Origin of the sequence: Archangium violaceum (assembly GCF_016859125.1) — a bacterium.
Classification (GTDB): Bacteria; Myxococcota; Myxococcia; order Myxococcales; family Myxococcaceae; genus Archangium; species Archangium violaceum_A.
The window spans coordinates 7,106,039-7,128,254 of the sequence record NZ_CP069338.1 but is presented as its reverse complement, the minus strand read 5'-3'; the positions used below and the strand labels follow the sequence as shown (position 1 = coordinate 7,128,254).

Here is a 22,216-nt window from a genome sequence, read left to right as displayed (position 1 = left end):
GTGCTAGTACCCCTCGTCCCGCTGCTCCTCGCGCATGCGGCGCTGGATCTCCAGGACCTCGGAGTGGACCTGGCCCACCAGCGCCAGCATCTGCGCCTCGCGCTGCAGCAGGCCCTTGAGGCGCTCCATCCGCTCCGGCGGCGCGTTGATGCGGCCCAGGCTGCGCTCGAGCATCTGCCGCTGCTCACCGTCCGCGCGCCCGGCCACGCTGCCCAGGTACGGCCGGTCCGACATGCCCTCCAGGTCCGCCTCATGCCCCTTGGGGAGCGGAGGCTCGGGCAGGCGGATCTCCTCCGAGGAGTGCGCCGGGCCGATGAAGTCCAGCAGCGCCGCCGAGGCGAGCGCCGGGCTCTTCGGGTTGCCGGCCTTGCGCTTCTTGCGGTCGAACTGGGACGGGTCGACCAGCTTCTCACGGACGGCGCGGGGTCCACCCCAGGGCCAGAGGGGGGCTCTCGGGGGCTGATTGTTGATTTTGGCCATGGTCGGGTCCGAACCTCACTCCAGGTGGGGGGAGCAGTCTACCCCACCCTCAACGTTTGCCGCCTGCCTGCTGCTCGCGCTGCAGCTCGTAGACGAAATTGAGGACCTCCGCGACGGCGTCGTAGAGCTCCTCGGGGACTTCCTGGCCCACGTCGACGCGGTAGAGCGCGTTGGCCAGGGGCACGTTCTTCATGAGCGGGATGTTGTACTGCTTCGCGATCTCCCGGATCTTCTCCGCCTTGAGGCGCAGGCCCTTGGCCACCACGCGCGGCGCGGTGTCCTTGTCCTTGTCGTACTTGAGCGCGATCGCCATCTCGACGTCGTCATTCATGGGAACCTCGCGTCGGCAACGGGAAGCGCGGCCTCACGCACGCGCCGCCGGGTTGGCGTTCTTCAGGCCGTAGACGAAGTTGAGCACCTCGGCGACCGCGTCGTACAGCTCCTCGGGGACTTCCTCGCCCACCTCCACGCGCAGCAGCGCGTGCGCCAGGGGCACGTTGCGCAGCGTGGGCACGTCCCGCTCGCGAGCGATGGCCTTGATGCGCTCGGCCTTGAAGTCCAGGCCCTTCACCAGCACGCGCGGCGCGGTGTCCTTGTCCTTGTCGTACTTGAGCGCCACGGCCACGTGGTCCGGGTTGGTGACGATGACGTCGGCGTCCTTCACGGCCTCCATCTGCGCGCCCTCCAGAATCTCCTGCGCCATCTCCTTGCGCTTGGCCTTCTGGTGCGGATCTCCCTCGCTCTCCTTGTATTCCTTCTTCACGTCCTCCTTCGACATCATCTGGTCCTTCATGTACGACTTGCGCTGCCACCAGACGTCGAAGATGGCGAAGAGGAAGAACACCAGGCCCACGCGCACGGCGAGGCGGAACACCAGCTCGCCCATCACCGCCAGGGCCACCGAGACGTCGCGACGCACCGTCTCCACCACCAGGGGCATGGCATCGCGCACCACGCCGTAGGTCACGTAGGCGGCCACGGAGATCTTCGTCACGTTCTTGAGCAGCTCGACGAGCTGCTTCTTGGAGATGAGGTTCTTCATCCCCTCGATGGGGTTGAGCTTCTCCAGCTTGGGCATCAACGGTTCCATCGTGAACAGCGAGCCCACCAGGAGGAAGTCCACCAGGCCGCCCATGATGGCCACCGCCACCACCACCGGCAACGAGAGCAGGATGACGGTGGACAGGCCCATCGTCATGAGCTGAGAGGTGGCCTCCTGCAGGTTCTCCGGGTGGGCGATGTGATCGAAGCTGAACCGGAAGAGCTCGGTGAGCTTCGACTCCACGTTGGACCACGTCGCCTTGACCACGCCCAGGCCCACCACGAGGCCGAACACGCCCGTCAGGTCCTTGCTCTTCCAGACCTGGCCCTTCTTGCGTGCGTCGTCGAGCTTCTTTTGTGTGGGTTCTTCTGTCTTTTCGCCGGACATGGAGAGGACCTCGGCTCAGCCGAGCAGGCGCACCGCGTGGCGAAGCATGGCCAGCATGGAGGCGAACTCCGCCTGCATCCGCCCCATGATGAGGCCCAGGGAGATGGAGACGACGATGACCGTCACCAGCGGCTTGATGGACATGGAGATGAAGAACACCTGCACCTGGGGCGCCACGCGGTTGATGGCGCCCAGCGCCATGTCCGTCAGGAACGAGGCCAGCAGGGTCGGCGCGGAGAGCGCGAGGGCGATCTTCAACAGGTCCGCGAAGGAGCGGATGAACAGCTCGAAGAAGGACCACTGACCCGAGCTGAAGCGCGGGAAGCCGTCCAGGGGCACGATGGCGAGGCTGTCGGCGAGCGCATTGATGACCAGGTGGTGGCCATTGAGCGTGAGGAAGAGCACCACCGCCAGCTGGATCTTGAGGTTGGAGAAGAGCGAGACCTGCTGGCCGATCTGCGGCACGAAGAGCTGCGCGTTGTTGCTGCCCGACATGGTGTCGGCGATGTTGCCGGCCACCCGCGCCGCCTCGAAGACCATGCTGACGATCGTCGCCAGCGCCACGCCGATGAAGATCTCCTTGAGCAGCAACCCGATGTAGGGCAGCGCGCTGGTGGGGATGGCGCCCATGCGCGAGCTCACCGCCGGGAAGAGCACCGCGGAGAGCGTGACGCCCACGCCCATCTTGATCTCCGTGGGCACCACCTCGCCGCCCAGGAAGGGCGAGAGCACCAGCACCGGCATGATCCGGCACAGGAGCAGGCCCATCGTGAAGATGACGAGCGAGAGGTTGGCCTGCTCCGTCAGCCTGGCGATGACCTCGGAGACGTTCATCGGATGAGGGCCGGGAACTGATCGAAGACGTGGAAGGTGAAGCGCACCAGCTGCATGCCAATCCAGGGGCCGAGGAGCGCCAGGATGCCGAACACGGCGACGAGCTTGGGCGCGAACGAGAGCGTCTGCTCCTGGATCTGCGTGGTGGCCTGGAAGACGGCGACGATCAGACCCACCAACAGGGCCATCAGCACCGGCGGGGCCGAGACGAGGATGACCAGGTAGAGCGCCTGCTGGAGGATGGTGTTGAGCTGGTGCATGTGCGTCTCACAGGTAGCCGATGACCAGGCCCTTGGCGATGAGGTACCAGCCGTCCACGACGACGAAGAGGAGCAGCTTGAAGGGCATGGAGATGGTGGTGGGCGAGAGCATCTGCATGCCCAGCGCCAGCAGGATGTTGGCCACCACCATGTCGATGACGATGAAGGGCACGAAGAGCAGGAAGCCGATCTGGAAGGCCTCCTTCAGTTCGGACACGACGAAGGCGGGGACGATGATCATGAAGTCCCGCTCCGTGAGATCCTTCCGGTCCTCCTCGGAGGCCCGCATCTTCTTGGCCAGGTTGAAGAAGAGCGCGCGGTCCTTCGCGGTGATCTTCTTGTTGAGGAAGTCGCGCAGCGGCTCCTTGGACTTGCTGGCCGCCTCCATCAGCCTGCCCACCGACTCCGAGGACAACAGGCTCGGCCCCCTGGCCAGGATGTCCACCTCCGAGGCCCGGTACATGGCCTGGCCCACCGGGGCCATGATGTAGACGGTGAGGATGATGGCCAGGCCGGTGATGACCTGCGTGGGAGGAATCTGCTGGGTGCCCAGCGCCGAGCGCACGATGGAGAGCACCACGGAGATCTTCACGAAGCTCGTCACCATCATCAACACGAAGGGGACGAGCGACAGCGCGGCCAGCGCCAGCATCAGCACCAGCGGACGCGAGGCGAAGGAGTCGGGGCTCACCGACTCGACGTTCACCGCCGCGTCGACGGAGGTGCCACCCCCCCGCTTGTTGCGTTGGGCGAAGGCGATGAACGGCTCCAGCGCGAAGAACACGGTGAAGAGCCACGGCGAGAGACGGAGGGCGGGGAAGCGAACGTTGGGCGTGAATCTCACGGGTCGTCTCTTCAGGCGCCCGGCGGCCGGGTGCCGCTCGGTTGGGTAGCACCCTGCTGCGTGGCGTCGCGGCGGGCGAGGAGCTTCTTGAGAAAAGGAGAGAGGGGAACCACATTGGCCGGAGGCCGCTCGGAACGGATGCGCTCCACGGCCTCGGTGTCGAGCTTGGACAGCAACTGCAACCCCGCTTCGCCACCACCCACCAGCAGGTACTCGTCCGCGGCCTTCAGCACGAAGAGGGTGCGGCGTTGATCCAACGCCACCCGCTCCACCACCGACACCACCGAGGGCCGCCCCACGGGCATGCCCTGCAGGCCCATCAGCTTGCGCAGGCCCACGTTGAGGGTGAGGTAGATGGAGGCCAGCACCGCGCCGAACAGCAGCAGCGTGCGCGTCAGCATCCACCCGAGGCTCTCGGGCTCCTCCTTCATACCGTCCGTCAGCGAGGGCTCCTCGAAGGAGGACGGCGGCGTCGCGGAGGCGGGGGAAGGAGACGGCTGCGCGGGTGCCACTTCGGCGGCGGCAGGTGGCTGCGCGCCCGGAGCGGGAGCCTGGGCCCGGGCCAGTGGCGCCAACAGAACGCAGGCGCACACCAGCAGGGCTGGACGCGAGGGGAGGACGGGGGACACTGCCATGGTGGGGCGCGAGGCTAGTTCATCGGACAGGCGACCGCCACGGGTCCGCCCTCCCCTGCTCCGCCCCATCGCTTGCCTGCCTGGGTCATCCCACCGCGACACGCGCTGCTCTCCTCGTTGCAATGCCACGGCGGCTCCCCTCGGCCCGGCGGCGGGCCTCAGCCCGCGAGCGAGAGGATCCGCACGCCCAGCTGCCCCTCCATCTCCACCAACTCGCCCCGGGCAATCACCTTGCCATTCACCGACAGGTCCACCGGCTCGCCGGGCGCCCGGCGCAACTCGATGACCTGGCCGGTCCGCAGGGACACCACCTGGTCCGCCGTCACCGGCACCCGGGCCAGCTCCACGGAGATCTGCAGGGGGATGTCACCCAACAGGTCTCCCGAATCCATTCTGTCGTCCACGGCTCCACTCTCCACCAGGGGGTTGCGTCTCTCGGGGTCGGTGAACTCCTCACCGTCCTCTGACTCTCCGGACTCGCCCAGGGCCTCCGCCGCGGCCTCATCCGCCTCGGAAGGCACGCGCCGCTGGAGGAGGGCCTGCTCGCCGAGCACCACCTCGGTGATGCGCGCCTGGTACTGGTCGTTCTCGACGAAGACCTGGGCGTCCAGGTAGCCCTGGCGGCCCAGCCCCAGGCGCAGCCGCGCGGTGCCCTCCTCACCCCGATCCGGCCGGGCCGAGAGCTCGTCCACCAGCACCACGTCCTTCACCCGGAGGCTCGCCAGGTCATGGCTGGAGATCTCCGCGTGGCCGATCTCCGCGCGCAGCCAGGTGCGCACCGACGACAGCCGGCCCAGGTGGGCCCGCATGTCCGCTTGCAACATCGCCCGCCGCTGCTCGGTCACCTGTGCCGGCTCCATCACCTCCAGCACGCCCGAGGGAACGAAGACGCGGACCATCCCTTCCTGGGCGCCGAGCCGGGCCCGGAGGTGCACCACCAGCACCGGTCCCTCCTCGCTCAGCCGCGCCACCGCCTCGTCCACCCCGCGCGCCACGCCCTCCAACCGCAGCTTGGGCTGCCCCGGATCCATCCCTGGAGCCAGTGCCTTGATCGCCTCGAGGATGACGAAGCTCGCCACGCCCTCCTCGATGTCCGTCAGGGGCCGCAGGCCCACCGTCTCACCCGCGCCACCCAGCAGCGTATCCACCGCCGCGTGGGCCAGGGGCAGCTCGAGCTCCAGCACCGCGCGCCCGCGATGCGCACCGGGCACCAGGAAGGACAGGAAGGTGGGCTCGGCCAGGTGACGGCGCAGCTCGGCCGGAGCGAGCACCCGCACCGACTCCTGCGAGAAACCCACCTGCGCGTCGAAGATGTCCTTGAGCCGGGCGCACAGCGCCTCGATCGCCTCCGCCTTCGGCGTCAGCCACCTCATCCGCCCGGCGATCCGCGACTCGTTGAGAGAAACCTTTTCCAGCTTGAAGGTATAGGGCCGCCACGACTTCGCCGACCGCTTCAGCAGCCGGGTGTCCACCACCATGGTCCGTTCTTCATGCCCGCCGGACCCGTCATCCGCCTCGAGACTCATGACTTCGCCTCGACCCTCAGCTCCTCGAGAGTGAGACCCCGTCCGGCCAGCGCGCTCTTGAGACCGTCACGCTGCTCCTCGAGCATCTTCAGCACGTCCCGATCGCCGCCGCTGAAGACGGCCTGGATCTTCCCGTTCTTCGCGGTGAGCTTGATGGACAGGCCGCTGAGCACGTCGTTGCGCAGGTCGATCTGGAACTCCGCGTTACCCGCGGCGTTGGTGCCCACCCGCACCCGCTCGACGATCTTCTGGGCGATCTCGTTGGCGAGGGCGCGCAGCCGCTCCGAGCCCGCGGTGGGCTTGGGCTTGGCCACCGGAACCGGCGCCATCAACGCGGGGTTGAACCGGAAGCTCGCGCCCATCTCCGAGCCGTCCTTCTTGTCCTTGCCGTCTCCATCGCCCTGCTTGCCGCCGCCGTCCGCGTTCGTCTTGAGCGAGCCCCTGCCCTGCAACCGGGCCTGCACGCCATCCGCCGCGTGCTCGCTGTCCTTGCTGAGCGCATCTCCGCGCTCCTCCAGGGCCTCGCGGGTCACCTTGGCATCCGTCGCGCGCGACTCGCGGCGCGTCTGCGTCACGCCCTGGTCCTGCTGCCGGCCCTGGGTCACCTGGCCCTGGCCCTGTCCGGGCTGCGCCGTCTCGGACTTGCCCAGCTGGCGCTGCTGACCGCGCAGCTCTCCCGACTTGCCCTCCTGTTGCAGCCGCGCCAGGACGGACTTGCCCAGGCTCTGCTGCTGGGGCGTCTTGGGCTGCTGAGGCAGCGCGGCCTTCTGCTGCTGCACCAGCCTGGAGAAGGCGGACTCCCCCTCCTGGCGCTGCTTCGCCTTGGACTCCTGGAGTTGCTTCTCCTGGACCAGCCGCTCCGCGGCTCTCTGCGCCTGACGATCGTCTTCGACTCGGCTCATCGCGACACCACCTGGGGGACCCCGAGGTTACTTGCGCTGGCGCATCAGGAACAAGGTGTTCCCGATTTCCTCCTGGTTCAGCTCCTCCTTGGCCTGGCGCTCGGCACGGATCTGCTTCTGCCAGTTCTCCTTGTGCTTCTCGATGGCCTTGAGCTCCTTGGCCGCCTCCGCCATCTCCCGCCGCCGCTGCTCGACCAGCTTCTCGGCGGTCTTGACGACCTCCTTCTGCTGCTCGATTTCCAGCGCGAGCTGCGCCTCCTCGTCCTTGAGGCGCGCCTCGTAGCGGTTCATCATGGTGAAGCTGTTGGGCCCGGTATTGCCCTTGGCCATGATCTGCTGGAGGTAGGCCGTCACCTTCTGCTTGCGCTCGGCCTTGCGGGTCTCGAGCTCCTGCTCCATCCGCTTCAGCTCGGCCTTCTGCTTCTCCAGCGCCTTGACGGCGTCGGAGAAGGCCTGCTCGGCCTCCTCCTTCGCGCGCTCGCGCATCTCGAGCAGGGTCTGCAACCGGTAAGGGGGCATGTCTCCATCCTACCCCGGAATGCCCCCACCCCGTCAGTCCTCGAAGAGGGAGATGAGCTTCTCGACGGTCTCCTCGAAGGGGCTGTTGGAGTGGGTGTCCTGCTTGAGGAAGTCGATGATGGCGTCGTACTTGTCGATGGCGTAGTCCGTCCGGGGGTCCGTCCCGTACTGGTAGGCCCCCAGGAGGATGAGATCGCGCTGCTTCTCGTACGTGGCGAGCGTCTCGCGCAGCTTGCCCGCGGCCTTCTTGTGCTCCTTGGAGACGATGCCGCTCATCACACGGGAGAGGCTGGCCAGCACGTCCATGGCGGGCCACTGATTGCGCTCGCCCAGGGCACGGTTGAGGATGAAGTGGCCGTCGAGAATACCGCGGACTTCGTCGGCGATGGGCTCCTCCATGTCACCGCCGGCCACCAGGCACGTGTAGATGGCGGTGCACTTGCCCTTCTCCGAGTTGCCCGTGCGCTCGAGGATGCGCGGCAGCATGGAGAACACGCTCGGCGGGTAGCCCTGACGCGCCGGGGGCTCACCGATGGCGAGGCCGATTTCACGCTGGGCGCGGGCCAGACGCGTCACCGTGTCGAGCATGAAGAGCACGTTGCCCCCGCGCTCGCGGAAGTACTCGGCGATGGCGGTGGCCACGTAGGCGGCGCGCAGACGCACGAGGCTGGGCTGGTCCGAGGTGGCGCACACCAGCACGGAGCGCTTCATGCCCTCCTCGCCCATGGCGTCCTCGATGAACTCGCGCACTTCGCGGCCACGCTCGCCGATCAGCGCCACCACGCACAGGTCCGCCTGGGTGTTGCGGGCGATCTGCCCCATCAGCGTGGACTTACCAACGCCCGAGCCGGCGAAGAGGCCCACGCGCTGGCCCTCTCCCACCGTGAGCAGTCCGTCGATGCAACGCACGCCCAGCGGCAGGGGCCGCTCGATGCGCTGACGCGTGAAGGGATCCGGGCAGTCGCGATCCACCGACCAGTCGAGCAGGCCGTCGGGGAGCGGCTTGCCGTCCATGGGCTCGCCGATGCCGTTGAGCACGCGGCCCAGCAGCGCCTCCCCGCACTTGATGGCGAGGGGCCTGCCGGTGGGGATGACCTCACTGTCCGGACCGATGCCCTGGAGCTCGCCCAGGGGCATGAGCATGACCTCGTCGCCCTGGAAACCCACGACCTCGGCCTTCACGGCGGCGCGGGTCGCGCCCTTGATGAAGACCAGCTCGCCCACGCGGACGCCGGGCACACTCGCCTTGATGACCAGACCCGTCAGCTCGGTGACGCGGCCGCGCACCCGGTACAGCGGTGCGTCCTTGATGAGCGCGTAGTAGCGCGAGAGATCGAGAGCCATGGCCTACGGAGGGCCCTCCTTCCTGCCCTGATCCGGAAGCAATACGTTCTGGAGCATCTCGAACTGGGTGGGCAGCTGCGCGTCCACCTTGCCGAACTCCGTCTGCACGATGCAGCCCACCGGCGCGACGTCCGGGTCTTCCTTGATGGCCACGTCCACCGCCCGGCCAATGAGCTCCATCAGCTCCGCCTTGCGGGCGCGCAGCACCGCCGCCGACTTGGGATTCACCCGGAGCACCACCGCCCGGGCATTGCGCAGCTCCTCGATGGCCTTGGCGCAGATGTCCGTCAGCAGCGTCGGATCCCGCTCCACGTCGCGGCCGATGATCTTCTCCGCGATCTTGCACGCCAGGGAGATCACGTCCCGCTCCTGCTGGGCCAGGATCTCCCCGGCCTGCATCTTCGCGCGCAGGAGGGTCTCCGTGGCCTGCGCCAGCCCTTCCTGACGGCCCTGCTCGCGAGTCTTCGCCAGGAGCTCCTCGCGCTCCCGCTGGGCCTCCGCGAGGATGCGCTCCTTCTCCCGCTGCGCCTCCTCGATGATGCCCTGGGCGGTCTGCCGGGCATCGAAGACCTCGGCGTTCATCACGCCCGGACGCGGAGGACGCAACACCGGACGATCCCCGCCGGGTAGCGGCTCGGCCCCCGAATCGCCCTTGATCACCTTGCCGATCGCCATGGAAAGCTCCTTGTCAGCGGGAGGATGCTAGCGCGTTCCGCCCCGCGGTCCACGCCCACTCGTGCCCGGCGTCCGAGGCCGTTCGCGCCCCGGGACCCTGGACCCCTCCGGCCGTACCGCCGGCAGATTGGTGCCGGTCCCCAGCACCCTGGGCGGGCGTTCGACCTCGGCCTCGGGCTGGACGCGGGGCACGGCGCTCCGGCTGTGCGTGCGCGCCAACGGAGAGCGGAAGACGCGCGAGCCATCCGCTTCTTCCGCCCCGAGCGGCTCCTGGGCCCGAGGCCGGGGGCCGGCACCCGTCCGCGACGGAACCGGTCCGATACGGGCCCCGGTGGGGTCCGGCTTCACGTCCGCTCCGTCCCGGGCGCTCCGCGGGCTCACCCGGCTCACCCGGGAGGGCGAAGCCTCTGGTGGTGCCTCCTGCTTGCGTCCCCCGTAGTTCGAGCTGGCGCCCGCCCGGCGAGCCTCGCGCTCGGCGATGGGATCCCTCCGCACGCCCACCACCGACTGGGAGGACGCGGACCTGCGGACCGACGGCTCCGAGCTGGCCCCCGCCCGCATCTCACGCGACATCACCGGAGCCCGGCTCGCCGCGGAGGGAGGAGGCACCGCCTTCCCGGCACTGGAGGGAGGGGGACCGAGCGCGGGAGGACGTGGAGGAGTGAGCCGTACCGGACGCTCGATGAGACCCCGGGCCGCGAGCCGCTCCAGGTCCGTGACGATGTCCGTGCGGCCACCGTCGCCCCGGGTCGTCGGCCTGGCGCGCTCCTCGCGCACCCACTTCGTCACGATCTGCCCGAACTCACCGCGGTGCTTCTCCACCAGACGCGATGCGAACTCGGCGGACTGGGCCACGCTCGCGCGCGCCAACCGGTGCACCCCGGCACCACGGATGGCGGCGGCCAGATTCTCCAGGCCCCCATACTGCGCGAGCTGCGCCCGGGCCTCGTCCTCGGCGAGCTTGCGCGGGGCATTGGCCGTCACGGCCCGCGTGGCGAGCTGGCGCAGGTGGGGCGGGAGCACCACGAAGGCCGGCTCCCGCTCGGCGTCCGGCACGCCCGCCAGCGCCGGCCCCAACACGCGCGCGCCCAACCGGTCACACACGGTGAGCAGCTCACGCGTCTGCAACAACAGCACGTCGGTGAACTTGAAGGGCACGTGCGACGAGGCGTCGCGGGAGAGCCGCTCCTCCAGCTTCCAGCGCACGATGTCCAGCACCTGCGGCCGCACCTCGCGCGTGAGCTTCACCCGGCCCGTGGACGGCAGGTGGGAGCGCACCGCGTCCGCCAGGGGCGCCGGCAGCGCGCGCAGCACCACCTCCACCAGGGCGGCACGCTCGCGCTTGAGCAACCCCGCCAACCGCTCCGGGTCCGCGCTCCACAGCTGCCCGCGCCGATCCTTCACCAGCCGCTTGATCTCCTGGACCAGCAGCGGGATGCGCTTCTCGCGCGGAATCTGGAGGATCTCCTGGGCACGGTGTTGGAGCAGCTCCGCCTCGTCCTCGGGCAGATGCTCCAGCGCGGCGACGCCCTCCTGGCCACCGAAGGTGATGGCGGTCAGGAGCATCATCGTCTGTCGCTTGCTCAGCGAGGTGAAGAACTGTTCCAACGGTCACCCCGCGGGTGGACAGCGTTCCAGGGAAACGACGAACGAAGCGAGCATCACTCCCGCTTCGGGCGGGCCCGGGCCGTGGCGGCGGCTCCACCACCGCCCCGGAGCATCGGCCACACCGCCAGACCGATGGAGGCCAGGATGAGCAGCACGGCCACCGCCGCCATCATGCGGAACTGACCCACGCTGGAGGCCGTCATGCGCATGCCGAACACGTCCTTCAGCATGCTCTCCGAGCCCTCCTCCTCATCGGGCGCCAGCGCCGGCGTCAGCAGCACCGTCACCGCCTCCGGCTTCAACTCCGGCACCGCGGTGGAGACGAACAGCTGCACGTCCTCGCGCTTGATGGGCGGCTCGCTCTTCGGCCCCGGCCGGTACTTGATGAACACCGACGCGGAGGGCCTCGGCTTGTCCTCCGGCTGGGTGAGATCGTTGTTCTCCGGGATCATCACGATGGCCTGGGCCTCCAGCACACCGTCGATCTTGTTCAACGCGTTGGAGACCTCACCACCGAGCGCCTTGAGCAACATGGCGCGCTCCTCGGTGGCGGTGGGGACCATGCCGCCCTTGGCGAAGTGGCTCAGGCCCTTCTCCATCGGACGAGGCAGCGAGTACGCGCGCAGCAGCTCCGCGGCCTGGGCGGCATCGGCCTTGGGCACCTGGATGCGGAACTTCAGCTCGTTGCCGCCTTCCTCCTTCAACTTCGTGGCGGCGATGCCTTTCTTGCTGAGCAGGACGTAGATCTCATTGGCGTCCTGCTCGGACAGGTCGTGCTGCAGGTCGATGGTGCAGCCAGTCCCCATCGCCAGAGCGAGAAGGGCGGCGAGCGCGTACGGTCGGAGCGTCATGGGCGCGCCTAGCTTAGATGCGCGGCGTCGGTCCCAACAAGGCCCAACCCCGACACAGCCCGGAAAACGAGGAAGGGCGTCCCCTCGCGATGGAGGAGACGCCCTTCGAAGAGCCGGCCGAGCCTGGCTGCTCGCTACACCTGGGTCTTCAGGGTGTCCTTGAGACCGCTGGTGGCCTTCTCGACGACCTTGCTCGTCAGGTCCAGCTCCTGCGTGTACTTGTACATGCCGGCCTGGAGCGACAGGAGCTCGGCGTTGGAGAACGTCTTCCCGGAAGCGCCGGCCTGGATGAGCTTCTCCATGTTGACCTGGCCCTTCTCCAGCTCGCTGACCACATGGCCCAGCATGCTGCCCGTCTTGCTGGCCTCCTGCTTGCCGGTGACGGCCTCGGCGCCGCGCGCGGTGGCGGGCTCCTGACCAGAGGTGTTCACCTTGTTGAGCGCCGCCTTGTCCGTCTTGTTGACGGCCTCGGCCTGACGGACCTGATCAGCACGCTGCGTGGCCTGCGCCTGCTGCACCTGCTCCGGACCGCCAACACCCTGCGCCTTGTTAGCGAGGGCCGCGTCGAACTTCGAGGCCCCCTGCTTGTTGACCTGCTGCGCGCCCTGATCCTGCAACTTCTGCTGGGCGATCTGCGCCGCCGAGACGCCGGCCATCGGACCCGCCATGTGACTGCCTCCTTGAATTCTCAGGGGAGGACGATTCCTCCTCGTTCAACAGTTCCTTGAGCCGTTCGATCGCCCGCGCGTGCAGACGCGACGCCCAGCTCTTCGACTGCCCGATTTCCGCCCCCGCCTCTTCCAGCGTCTTGCCCTGGAAGTAGTAGCCCTGCAGAAGCCGGCGCTCCTTCTCCGGCAGCTTCTCGATGGCCGCCCTCACCCGCCCCCGCTGCTGCTCGAGCTCCAGCCGTTGATCCACCGGCAGGGACTCGTCCGAGAAGCCCAGCGACTCCGAACCTTCGAGGCTGGTCGCGAACACCATCGCCAGCCCCGCCACCGCGTTGGAAATCTCCATGACATCATCGTCAATGGACCCTCCGCGGTTGCCTCCTCCCTGCTCGCGATCCGAAAGATTTCCCAAATACGCCGTCGCACGCTCGCCCATGTAGGCGGAACGCGCATCTCCACCCTTGAGCACCCCCATCTTGCGCAGACCATCGTAGATGGCGCCCTTGATGCGGTAGTGGGCAAAGGTGAGGAAGTTGGCCCCGACCTTGGGATCGAAGCGCTCCGCCGCCTCCAGCAGACCAATCTGGCCGTAGGCGATGAGCTCATCGAGCTCGAGCTGGGCGGAGAACTGCCTGCGCACGGTCGACGCGAGCGACCGGACGTAGGGGCCGTACTTCTCCAGGAGGACCTTCTTGTCTTCGCCGAGAGCCAAGAGCGACGCTCACTCGGCCTTCGACCACAACCGCTCGAGGGCCTGATTCAAACGAGGGTCATCCTGCAGGGCGTCGGCGATCTTGGTGGTCAAGGCCGCCGACTTCATCCTCAGCTTCTCCTTGAGCACCTCGGCGACGAGCTTGCGCGTCGCCTCGTCCTTGCTCTTGAAGTCGCCGTTCTTCAGTTGCTTGGCGATGGCGAGCGCCTGGGCGGTGACGGGCTCCATCGCCTGGGGTCCCTGAACGTTGCCGGAACCCACCTGACCCGACGGTCCCACCAGTCCGGCGGTGCGATCCACGCCTCCGCCAAACGTCGCCGCCCCTGCCTTGCCGGCTGGCGCCTTACCGGCGGCGCCCTTGGCGCCTCCGGCGCGTCCCTTTCCGCCCCCTCGTCCGACTCCACCGACCGACATCGGCATCTCCTCCTATCAAGGCATCCTACTTCTTTGACGCGGGCGGTGGCAGGGCCCCCGCCTCCTTCGCGTCGATGAGCGCCCGGGCCAGCCGCGCCCCATCCCCATCCGGATCCAGCTCGATGGCGGCCTTCAACTCCTTCATGGCCTCGGGAACCTTCCCCATGAACAACAGGGCCTCGCCCACATGGGCGCGTGGCAACCCGGAGTTGGGGGAGAGTCGCTGGGCGGCCCGGTAGGCCTGCAACGCCTTGTCATGCCGGCCCTGGGCGAACTCGAGCGAACCGAGCGCCAACTGAGGCACCTCGCTCCTGGGCATCAGCACCGCCGCCCCCGCGAAGACTTCACGCGCCTTGTCGAACTGGCCCATGTCGAGCCAGAGGTAACCCGCCTCCAGGAGGATCATCGCCTCACGTCTGGCGAGCGGAACGAGGCTGCCCGAGATCTCCGAAGTCTCCGCCATGTGACGTCTGCTTCCTTTCCCGGCCCGGACCTGGCCCGGGGAGGACGCGACCTCGTCCTCTCCCGGGGGGCCGGACCCATGAAACCACCAGCGCCCGAGCGCTAGCGGATGTTGCCGATGGAGTTCTTCGCCGAGTCGTGCCGCGTCTTCAGCACGTTGGAGATGGTGGTGAACACCTGGTTCTCCTTCTGCATGGAGACCTGCAGACCCAGCAGCTTCTTCTGCTCGGCGAACATGCTCTGCATCTCGCCGTTGAACTCGGTGCCAACGCCGCTGCTGGTGGCCCCGGTGTTGATGGAGCCGTTGTTGGAGACGGGCGAACCACCCAGGGTGGAGATGCCACCCGCGCTGTTGAGCGTGGTGCTCATGGGCGCGCCGCCCGTGGACAGGGCCGCGCCGTAGTAGGGCGCCGCGCCGGAGCCGGAGGTGTTGCCGAAGGTGGTGAGCGAGGACACCGCCGCGGACACCACGGAGCCGCCGGGCACCATGTTGGCCACCACGCCCACGCCGCCGGCCACCGCGTTGGCCGCCGTGCCCACACCGGACTGCACGCGGGCCGAGAAGCTCGTGTCCGGGGTCACGCGCGCCGTCGTCAGGTTGGTGGACATCCGGGGCATGTTCAGGTTGCTGTCGATCTTCATGGTTCCTCTCCAGGCGATGGAACGGCCAAGGTCTCGGAGCACGGGGTCCTGCGCTCCATTTGCTGAATTATCGGTGATCGCCCGGCACAGTTGCGTGTGATCCGTCGGAAAGCGTACCAGAACCAAAAAGGCCCGTCATTTCCGGCCCTTGGCCTCGGCCACCAGTCGCTCGCGCGTCTCCAGGAGCACGCCGAGCAACTCCTCGGCGCGGGAGATGGCCGCATGGATCTTCTTGGCGTGCTCCGCCTTGGGGCCCTTGAGGTTGGCGAGCTCGTTCTTCACCGGGGTGAAGAGGGAGCGGACCTCCTCGGCGGTGGCGGTCTCGATGAAGGACTCGATGGCGGGGAAGGACGGGGTGGGCAGGGGCTCTGCGACGGGCGCGGGCTGCTGCTTGGACGGCGGGCGCATGGTGGAAGACGACTCCTGTCAGTGCCGGCGCCAGGGCCGGCGCGGTCGGGCGACTCGACGGTAGGGGAAAAGCCCCACCCGGTTCAAGCCGCTTGCCCACCAGGCATGGCGGCGCTCCAGGAAGAGACGCCCGGGGAGGGAACAGGCGCGCGCGTTTCTCATTCACTCCCTGTCCGCGACGGCAGGCGCACCTAGGTTTTTCCCTGCGGAGGGCACGGCCATGGGGGGCACGGCCACCGCCTACAGGAGATACATCCATGACCAAGAAGATTGTGGGGCTGTTCGCGTCCGTGGCGCTGGTGAGCTCTGGCCTGGCTCTGGCCAACGACGACAAGAGCAAGAGCCAGCAGACCCAGAGCAGCCAGCAGATGGGCGGCGGCGCCACGGGTGGCTCTGGAAGCCAGCAGGGCCAGATGGGCGAGAAGCAGATTACCGGCACCGTGGTGAAGAGCGGCTCCAACAAGCTCAGCCTGCGGACCGATAACGGCATCATCGACTTCAAGGTCGACAAGCAGACCCGGTTCCAGGATCCCAACGTCAAGCAGCTGCGCGACATCAATGAGGGCCAGCAGGTCCGCACCAGCTTCACCGTGGAGAAGGACAGCAACGTCGCCAAGAGCATCTCGCTGGACACCAGCATGGGCGGCAGCGGCCTGGACTCGGACACGGGCATCAACCAGGACATGGGCGGCTCGGGCCTGGACCAGGGCGTCGACAAGGACATGGGCGGCGCGGGTGACGTGGGCGGCGACGTGGGCGGCTCCGGCTCCATGGGGGGTGACGTGGGCGGCACCTCCGGCGACCAGGGCGGTATCCACTGAGCCGACATAGATCCCCCGCTGGGGACGCATCCAACGCTCGCGGCATCGACACCGATGCCGCGAGCTTCTCGTGACGGGCACGGCGAACCGGGAGCCGGCCCACCGGGTAGGACATCAGTCCATTCAGTATTGACTGAACATACTGATGAAAGTAGACGAGTGCGCGACTCCTGGTCCGGGGTGGAGCAGCGCATGCGTCGGGATGGTGTGAGCGCCGAGGAGGAGCGGTTCATCGAGTCGATGGGCCTGTTCTTCGAGCGCCAGGGCATACCGCGTATCGGCGGGCGCATCCTCGGACTGCTGTTGTTGGCCGAAAAGCCGCTGGCGCTGGGCGAACTCGCCGAGCTGCTGCGGGTGAGCCCGGCCTCTGTATCCACCAACATCCGCCAGTTGCAGGCCGGTGGCCTCGTGGAGCCCGCCAGCATCCCCGGGGACCGGCGGCACTACTACGTCTTCAACAGCGCGGGTTGGGACCACCGGCTCGAGGTGGCGATCTCCGCCATGGACGTCCTGGGACAGCTCTGCCAGGACGCGCTCGGTCAGCCTGGGCTGAAGGGACGCCACAAGCTGCGCGAGGCGGTGGAGTTCTGTGACTTCTACCGCCAGGAGATGTCCGGTGCCGCCGAGCGATGGCGCGCCCGCTTCGCCCGCAGGCCCGGCACCCAGACGCCTTCCCCTACCCCGTCCGCGCGCCAGCGCCGGAACGCCACCCGCTAGCCTCCTCCCTTCTTCCGGTTCGCAGAAAGGACCGTCCCCGCAATGAGCCAGCTCTCCGCTGTTACCGGTGGCGCCATGCCCATCGTCTCCCTGACCGACGTCACCAAGACCTACACCCTGGGTAAGGTGGAGGTGCCCGCGCTCCGGGGCGTGACGCTGGACGTGTTCCCGGGGGAGTTCATCTCCATCGCGGGCCCGTCCGGCAGCGGCAAGACGACGGCCCTCAACCTCATTGGCTGCGTGGACACGGCAACCTCGGGCATCGTGAAGGTGGACGGGCAGGACACCAAGCAGCTCTCCGAGCGGCAGCTCACCCACCTGCGGCTGCACACCATCGGGTTCATCTTCCAGAGCTTCAACCTGGTCCCGGTGCTCAGCGTCTTCCAGAACGTGGAGTTCCCCCTGCTGCTGCAGCGCAAGCTGAGCACGGACGAGCGCCGCCAGCGGGTGATGACGCTGCTCGAGCAGGTGGGCCTGGAGAAGCACGCGAAGCACCGCCCCAACGAGCTGTCCGGCGGCCAGCGTCAGCGCGTGGCGGTGGCGCGCGCGCTCGTCACCCGGCCCAAGCTGGTGCTCGCCGACGAGCCCACCGCCAACCTCGACTCCGTCACCGGCCAGAACATCATCGACCTGATGAAGGAGCTCAACCGCAAGGAGGGCACCACCTTCATCTTCTCCACCCATGACGCCAAGGTGATGAACCACGCCAACGCGGTGGTGCGGCTGGCGGACGGGAAGATCCTCGATCGCATCACCCCGGCCGAGGCCCAGAAGGCCATGGCCTCGGGCGCGGAGGGGCACTAGATGGGACAGCTCTCGCTGCCGATGCGGGTGGCCTCACCCTGGACGAGCCGATACATGATGTCGTGAACCCCAAGGAGGACCCATGCATCGCAGCCGACTCTGTGCCCTCGTCATTGACTGCAAGACAGACGACCTCGACGCGGCAACGGCCTTCTGGAGCAAGGCCTTCGGCAAGCCCGCCGCGCCACCTTCTCCGGACAATGGAAACTACCGCGAGCTCACGGTGGGGGAGGACGAGCCGATGATCCTCCTCCAGAAGGTGGACCATCCGAGCCGTGTCCATCTGGACATCGAGACCGATGACATCGAGGCCGAGGTGAAGCGGCTCGAGGCGCTCGGCGCGAAGCGGGTGGAGTTCGTCAAACGCTGGTGGGTCATGGAGGCGCCAACGGGGCATCGCTTCTGTGTCGTCCGCCCCCAGCGTGGGCCGCTGGAGTCCCGCGTCAACACGTGGAACGACGAGGGCTGAACGAACTTCTGGCATTGCTCCAGAGTGGGACCGTGGCGACACTGGGCTCGTCACGTGCCCTTCTGGAGAGACGCTCATGGCCATCGATGATGTGCAGCGCCCATCCGCGCAGGAGTTGCTGTCCCTCCCCCGCCTCGCGCCGCTCGTCCCCATGCTCTACGTGGCCTGGACGGACGGAGAGCTGACACCCGATGAGATTCGCGCCCTGGGCGCCGCGGCCCGCTCGCAGCGCTGGTTGGACCTGCGCTCCAACGCGGTGCTGGCCCACTGGTTGGACCCCCAGAACCCGCCCAGCCCCAGCGCCCTGGCCCAGGTGGGCGAGCACATCCGCCGCACCGCCGAGCGCCTCTCCCACAGCGGCCAGAAGAGCCTGGTGGAGCTGGGTGCGCAGCTCGCCGAGGTGATTGGCGGCAAGGACGCCCTGCCCGCCCCCATGCCCGAGCTGGCCCGGGACCTGGCCCCCCTGGAGTCGGCGATCGGCATTCCCGGCGCCGAGGCCGTGCGCACGCTCGTCCCCGGCCCCAGGCTCCGCCTCGTCGAACCGGCCGAGCCCCGCTCCTTCAGCGTGGACGCGATGCGCGCCGTGCTGGAGCGCACGTATTCCGCCGAGCGCGCCAGCGTCCGCGAGTGGCTGGCCGATCCCCTCTTCCGCTACGAGGACGAGCGGAACACGGACGCCTATCGCGCCCGGGTCCTGGAGTGGCTGAAGCACCTGGCCGGACGCGGACTGGGCAGGCTCGCGTACCCGGACGACCTCACGAAGGTGGACCTGGGCCGCTTCATCGCCGCCTTCGAGACGCTGGCCTTCTTCGACCTGAGCCTCGTGGTGAAGGCGGGTGTGCACTTCGGCCTCTTCGGCGGGAGCATCTACTTCCTGGGCACCGAGCGGCACCACCGGGAGTACCTGCCCCGGGTGGCCTCGGTGGAGCTCCCCGGCTGCTTCGCCATGAGCGAGCTGGGCCACGGCTCCAACGTGCGGGACGTGGAGACGCTGGCCCGCTACGACGCGGAGCGCGGTGAGTTCGTGGTGCACACCCCCTCGGACGCGGCGCGAAAGGAGTGGATCGGCAACGCGGCCCTGCACGCGCGCATGGCCACGGTGTTCGCGCAGCTCGAGGTGAAGGGCGAGCGCCACGGCGTCCACGCGCTGCTCGTTCCCCTCCGGGACGAGGAGGGCCGGTTGATGCCCGGGGTGCGCGTGGAGGACTGCGGCCTGAAGATGGGGCTGAACGGCGTGGACAACGGGCGGCTGTGGTTCGACGGCGTGCGCGTCCCTCGGGAGAACCTGCTGGACCGCTTCTCGCGAGTGAGCCCCGAGGGCGAGTACACCAGTGCCATCCCCGGTGTCGCCAAGCGTTTCTTCACCATGCTGGGCACGCTGGTGGCGGGCCGGGTGAGCGTGGCGTGCGCGGCGCTGAGCGCGGCCAAGAGCGGGTTGACCATCGCCGTGAAGTACGGAGACGAGCGCCGGCAGTTCGGCCCGGCCGGCGCGGAGGAGGTGCGGCTGCTGGACTACCAGGCCCACCAACTCCGGCTGCTTCGCCCGCTGGCCACCACGTACGCGCTGGATTTCGCGATGAAGCACCTGGTGAAGCGCTACGTGGGGCGGACGGAGGCGGACGCGATGGAGGTGGAGGCGCTGGCCGCGGGCCTCAAGGCCTATGCCTCCTGGCACACCACGCGGACGCTCCAGGTGGCGCGCGAGGCGTGCGGGGGCCAGGGTTACCTCGTGGCCAACCGGCTGCCCTCGCTCAAGGCGGACACGGACGTCTTCGCCACCTTCGAGGGCGACAACACGGTGCTGATGCAGCTGGTGGCCAAGAGCCTGCTCACCGGCTACCGGCAGCAGTTCGAGGATGACCGCATCTTCACGGTGATGCGGCTCATCATGGACCGGGCGGCGGGCGCGCTCATGGATCGCAACCCCTTCACGGTGCGGCGCACGGGCAGCGAGCACCTGCGCGACGGGGACTTCCAGCTGCGCGCGCTGCGCTTCCGGGAGTCGGATCTGCTGGCCTCGGCGGCGCGCCGGCTGCGCAAGCGGCTGAGCGCGGGAGTGGACTCGTTCGAGGCGTTCAACCAATGCCAGGACCACCTGCTGGCGCTCGCGCACGCGCACGTGGAGCGCGTGGTGTTGGAGCAGTTCGTCCTGGGCGTCGCCGAGGTGGAGGATCCGGCGCTCAAGGCGGTGCTCGGACGGCTCTGCGACCTGTACGGCCTGGGGTGCCTGCAGGACGCGAGCGGCTGGTTCGTGGAGAACGACCACATCGAGGGCGCGAAGGCCAAGGCCATCCGCAAGGAGGTGACGCGGCTGTGCGCCGAGCTCCGGCCCAACGCGGTGGCGCTCACGGAGGCCTTTGGCATCCCGGACTCGTGCCTGGCGGCGCCCATCGCACTGGGCAGGCCCTCACCCTGAGGCATGCCGAGGCACGCGGCGGGTTGCTCGCCCTGGAGACGAGCAACCAGGGGCTCTTCGGCTCCCGGGTGCCGGTTCGTCCTCCGGTGGACACGTTTCCAGGGATGAATGGTTGGCTCACACTCTCCCTGTCCCTGTTGCTCGGCCAGACGACGCCCACGTCCGCCGCCCCCACGGAGGCGGCGGCGGAACGCGCCGTCCAGGAGGCCGAGCTGAACGAGCTCCGTGCCGAGCTCGAGCTCCTGCAAGCCCAGATGGAGGCCCAACGGCAGGAAACCCAGGGCCGCATCCAGTCACTGGAGCAGGAACAAGCCCTCGAGGATGCCCGGGCCGAGGAGTTGGAGTTGCTCCGGCGAGAGCAACTGGAGAGCCTCTCACGCGGTTACGACTGGCTCATCACCGTGGATCAACTGCTGGAGGTCGGTGACTTCGACATCGGCCCCGCCGTCACCTCCGCGCTGCGGGAGATCTCCAGCGCCCGCGCCACCGCCGCCGAGAGAGGCAGCGGAGATACCGTCCTCCTCATCGAGAGCGCCCTCAACCGGCTCGCCACCATCGATGACCTCGTGGGGCAGCGCAACATCTACCCGGCCCGCCGGCAGCTGGAGACCGCCGGCTTCGAGTTGAGGCGCGCCTGGCAGCTCGGCCTCGAGCGCTCAGGCACCACGCTCGTCAATCAGTAGTAGTGCGGCGTGACGGATACCGGAGGGCTCGCCGGCTTCGCGATGAGGTAGCCCTGCACGAAGTCCACCCCGTGCTCGCGCACCCACCGCAGCTCCTCCGGGGTCTCGATGCCCTCGGCCACCGTGAGGATGCCCAGCTTCTGCGCCAGCTCCAGCAGCTTCTCCGTGATGGACGCCTTGTAGGGGTCCTGGTGGATGCCGCGGACGAGCTCCATGTCCAGCTTCATGATGTCCGGGCGGAGCTGGTGGATGAGGTTCAGCGACGAGTACCCCGCTCCCAGGTCATCCAGCGCCACCCGGAAGCCCGCCTGCCGGTAGTAGGCGATGAGCGACTTCAGGTGGTTGGCATTGGGGGCGTGGTCCGACTCGATGATCTCGAACACCACGTTCCCCGGCGGGATGCCATGCTCGGAGATGGCGGCCACCGTGGAGCGCAGGCAGAACGCCGGATCATAGATGGCCGTGGGCGTGAAGTTGATGAAGAGCGGCACCTTCAGCCCCAGGCGCGAGGCCTCACGCACCGCCGACAGCCGCGCCGCCAGATCCAGCTGGAAGAGCAGATCCGCGTCGCGAGCCAGCGTCAGCATCTTCCCCGGGAACACCAACGACCCATCCGGCTCCAGACCGCGCAGCAGCGCCTCGTAGGCGTACACCTGGCGCGTGTCCTTCGCGTGAACGATGGGCTGGTAGTGGCTGGTGACACGCTTCTCGGCCAGCATGTCCACCAACCACCCGGCCCGGGTCATGGTGAAGAGCTGCGGCAACGAGCCCACCCGTGGGAAGTCGCCCAGCCCCGGCTCCCCGTCACCCTGGAGGAAGAGCGCGCGCGTGGAGCGGGACTCCTCGCCCGTCAGCGCGCCCATGACGTCGGCGACGAGGGCGCTCAGCTGCGAGCTCCGCAGCCGCACCGCCACGCACTGGGACTCCGGGATGGCCTGGTGCTCGCGCCCGGCGTCTCCCAACAGCCGGACCAGCTTTCCGTAACTGTGGCCCAGGGGCATCCAGAGAAAGAGGCGGCCAGGCCCCTCCAGCTCCAGCTTCTCCGGAAGGGACTGGCACCGCTCACACGACTTCGACACGCTCTGGCTCATGC

General features: G+C 68.3%; 27 protein-coding genes. 6 read left to right on the top strand and 21 right to left on the bottom strand.

Annotated elements, in window-relative coordinates:
* Positions 1-3: 3 nt before the first annotated feature.
* The 20 genes from JQX13_RS30555 to JQX13_RS30460 all read right to left on the bottom strand — a co-directional run bounded on the left by JQX13_RS30555 (position 4) and on the right by JQX13_RS30460 (position 15,213).
* Positions 4-480 (bottom strand): hypothetical protein, encoded by a 477-nt coding sequence (locus JQX13_RS30555; RefSeq protein WP_203403005.1) that lies wholly within the window; start codon positions 478-480, stop codon positions 4-6.
* Positions 481-529: 49 nt separating this feature from the next.
* Positions 530-811, bottom strand: coding sequence for an EscU/YscU/HrcU family type III secretion system export apparatus switch protein (locus JQX13_RS30550; protein WP_203403004.1), 282 nt, complete (start codon positions 809-811; stop codon positions 530-532).
* Positions 812-844: 33 nt separating this feature from the next.
* The gene (gene sctU / locus JQX13_RS30545) at positions 845-1,909 is read right to left on the bottom strand and encodes a type III secretion system export apparatus subunit SctU (protein WP_203403003.1); all 1,065 of its coding nucleotides are present in this window, start codon (positions 1,907-1,909) and stop codon (positions 845-847) included.
* A 15-nt stretch (positions 1,910-1,924) separates the two neighbouring features.
* Positions 1,925-2,743, bottom strand: coding sequence for a flagellar biosynthetic protein FliR (locus JQX13_RS30540; RefSeq protein ID WP_203403002.1), 819 nt, complete (start codon positions 2,741-2,743; stop codon positions 1,925-1,927).
* A complete protein-coding gene (gene fliQ, locus JQX13_RS30535; RefSeq protein ID WP_203403001.1) occupies positions 2,740-3,003 on the bottom strand; it encodes a flagellar biosynthesis protein FliQ in 264 nt (87 codons plus the stop codon). Before fliQ ends, JQX13_RS30540 begins: the two co-directional genes overlap by 4 nt.
* A 7-nt stretch (positions 3,004-3,010) precedes the next feature.
* A complete protein-coding gene (gene sctR / locus JQX13_RS30530) occupies positions 3,011-3,847 on the bottom strand; it encodes a type III secretion system export apparatus subunit SctR (protein WP_203403000.1) in 837 nt (278 codons plus the stop codon).
* Between the two features lie 11 nt (positions 3,848-3,858).
* On the bottom strand, positions 3,859-4,482 hold the full coding sequence (locus JQX13_RS30525) for a flagellar biosynthetic protein FliO (RefSeq protein ID WP_203402999.1): 624 nt from the start codon (positions 4,480-4,482) through the stop codon (positions 3,859-3,861).
* Positions 4,483-4,640: 158 nt separating this feature from the next.
* Complete coding sequence (sctQ, locus tag JQX13_RS30520; RefSeq protein WP_203402998.1) at positions 4,641-6,008, bottom strand: type III secretion system cytoplasmic ring protein SctQ; 1,368 nt, start codon at positions 6,006-6,008, stop codon at positions 4,641-4,643.
* On the bottom strand, positions 6,005-6,910 hold the full coding sequence (locus JQX13_RS30515; protein ID WP_203402997.1) for a flagellar hook-length control protein FliK: 906 nt from the start codon (positions 6,908-6,910) through the stop codon (positions 6,005-6,007). The genes sctQ and JQX13_RS30515 overlap by 4 nt, the downstream gene beginning before the upstream one ends.
* A gap of 27 nt (positions 6,911-6,937) precedes the next feature.
* The gene (locus JQX13_RS30510; protein WP_203402996.1) at positions 6,938-7,429 is read right to left on the bottom strand and encodes a flagellar assembly protein FliH; all 492 of its coding nucleotides are present in this window, start codon (positions 7,427-7,429) and stop codon (positions 6,938-6,940) included.
* 33 nt (positions 7,430-7,462) lie between these two features.
* A complete protein-coding gene (sctN, locus tag JQX13_RS30505) occupies positions 7,463-8,773 on the bottom strand; it encodes a type III secretion system ATPase SctN (RefSeq protein WP_203402995.1) in 1,311 nt (436 codons plus the stop codon).
* Positions 8,774-8,776: 3 nt separating this feature from the next.
* Positions 8,777-9,448, bottom strand: coding sequence for a FliH/SctL family protein (locus tag JQX13_RS30500; RefSeq protein ID WP_203402994.1), 672 nt, complete (start codon positions 9,446-9,448; stop codon positions 8,777-8,779).
* Between the two features lie 27 nt (positions 9,449-9,475).
* The gene (locus JQX13_RS30495; RefSeq protein ID WP_203402993.1) at positions 9,476-11,056 is read right to left on the bottom strand and encodes a hypothetical protein; all 1,581 of its coding nucleotides are present in this window, start codon (positions 11,054-11,056) and stop codon (positions 9,476-9,478) included.
* Between the two features lie 53 nt (positions 11,057-11,109).
* On the bottom strand, positions 11,110-11,907 hold the full coding sequence (locus tag JQX13_RS30490; RefSeq protein WP_203402992.1) for a type III secretion protein: 798 nt from the start codon (positions 11,905-11,907) through the stop codon (positions 11,110-11,112).
* Positions 11,908-12,041: 134 nt separating this feature from the next.
* Complete coding sequence (locus JQX13_RS30485; RefSeq protein ID WP_239013948.1) at positions 12,042-12,575, bottom strand: ATP-dependent helicase HrpB; 534 nt, start codon at positions 12,573-12,575, stop codon at positions 12,042-12,044.
* Positions 12,457-13,287, bottom strand: a complete 831-nt coding sequence (locus JQX13_RS30480) for a sigma-70 family RNA polymerase sigma factor (RefSeq protein WP_203402991.1) — start codon at positions 13,285-13,287, stop codon at positions 12,457-12,459. Before JQX13_RS30480 ends, JQX13_RS30485 begins: the two co-directional genes overlap by 119 nt.
* A gap of 9 nt (positions 13,288-13,296) precedes the next feature.
* Positions 13,297-13,701 carry a hypothetical protein gene (locus JQX13_RS30475; protein WP_203402990.1) on the bottom strand — a complete coding sequence of 135 codons (405 nt, stop codon included), beginning with the start codon at positions 13,699-13,701 and terminating at the stop codon, positions 13,297-13,299.
* A gap of 25 nt (positions 13,702-13,726) precedes the next feature.
* The gene (locus tag JQX13_RS30470) at positions 13,727-14,164 is read right to left on the bottom strand and encodes a tetratricopeptide repeat protein (RefSeq protein WP_203402989.1); all 438 of its coding nucleotides are present in this window, start codon (positions 14,162-14,164) and stop codon (positions 13,727-13,729) included.
* A 101-nt stretch (positions 14,165-14,265) separates the two neighbouring features.
* Entirely contained in the window at positions 14,266-14,805 is a 540-nt protein-coding gene (locus JQX13_RS30465) for a hypothetical protein (RefSeq protein ID WP_203402988.1), read from the bottom strand.
* 135 nt (positions 14,806-14,940) lie between these two features.
* A complete protein-coding gene (locus JQX13_RS30460; protein WP_203402987.1) occupies positions 14,941-15,213 on the bottom strand; it encodes a hypothetical protein in 273 nt (90 codons plus the stop codon).
* Between the two features lie 257 nt (positions 15,214-15,470).
* Here JQX13_RS30460 and JQX13_RS30455 point away from each other — a divergent pair, with 257 nt between their 5' ends.
* From JQX13_RS30455 to JQX13_RS30430, 6 genes are all read left to right on the top strand, one after another.
* Positions 15,471-16,034, top strand: a complete 564-nt coding sequence (locus JQX13_RS30455) for a hypothetical protein (protein WP_203402986.1) — start codon at positions 15,471-15,473, stop codon at positions 16,032-16,034.
* Between the two features lie 192 nt (positions 16,035-16,226).
* Positions 16,227-16,751, top strand: coding sequence for a MarR family transcriptional regulator (locus JQX13_RS30450; protein WP_203402985.1), 525 nt, complete (start codon positions 16,227-16,229; stop codon positions 16,749-16,751).
* A 75-nt stretch (positions 16,752-16,826) separates the two neighbouring features.
* Positions 16,827-17,555: an ABC transporter ATP-binding protein gene (locus tag JQX13_RS30445; protein ID WP_203412274.1), complete on the top strand. Its 729-nt coding sequence runs from the start codon at positions 16,827-16,829 to the stop codon at positions 17,553-17,555.
* 82 nt (positions 17,556-17,637) lie between these two features.
* Entirely contained in the window at positions 17,638-18,024 is a 387-nt protein-coding gene (locus JQX13_RS30440; RefSeq protein ID WP_203402984.1) for a VOC family protein, read from the top strand.
* Between the two features lie 76 nt (positions 18,025-18,100).
* Positions 18,101-20,440 (top strand): acyl-CoA dehydrogenase, encoded by a 2,340-nt coding sequence (locus JQX13_RS30435; RefSeq protein WP_203402983.1) that lies wholly within the window; start codon positions 18,101-18,103, stop codon positions 20,438-20,440.
* Positions 20,441-20,463: 23 nt separating this feature from the next.
* Positions 20,464-21,123 carry an OmpH family outer membrane protein gene (locus tag JQX13_RS30430; RefSeq protein ID WP_203402982.1) on the top strand — a complete coding sequence of 220 codons (660 nt, stop codon included), beginning with the start codon at positions 20,464-20,466 and terminating at the stop codon, positions 21,121-21,123.
* Here JQX13_RS30430 and JQX13_RS30425 read toward each other — a convergent pair.
* Positions 21,117-22,214, bottom strand: coding sequence for an EAL domain-containing protein (locus JQX13_RS30425; protein ID WP_203402981.1), 1,098 nt, complete (start codon positions 22,212-22,214; stop codon positions 21,117-21,119). The two genes, JQX13_RS30430 and JQX13_RS30425, sit on opposite strands and share 7 nt — an antisense overlap.
* Positions 22,215-22,216 lie beyond the last annotated feature (2 nt).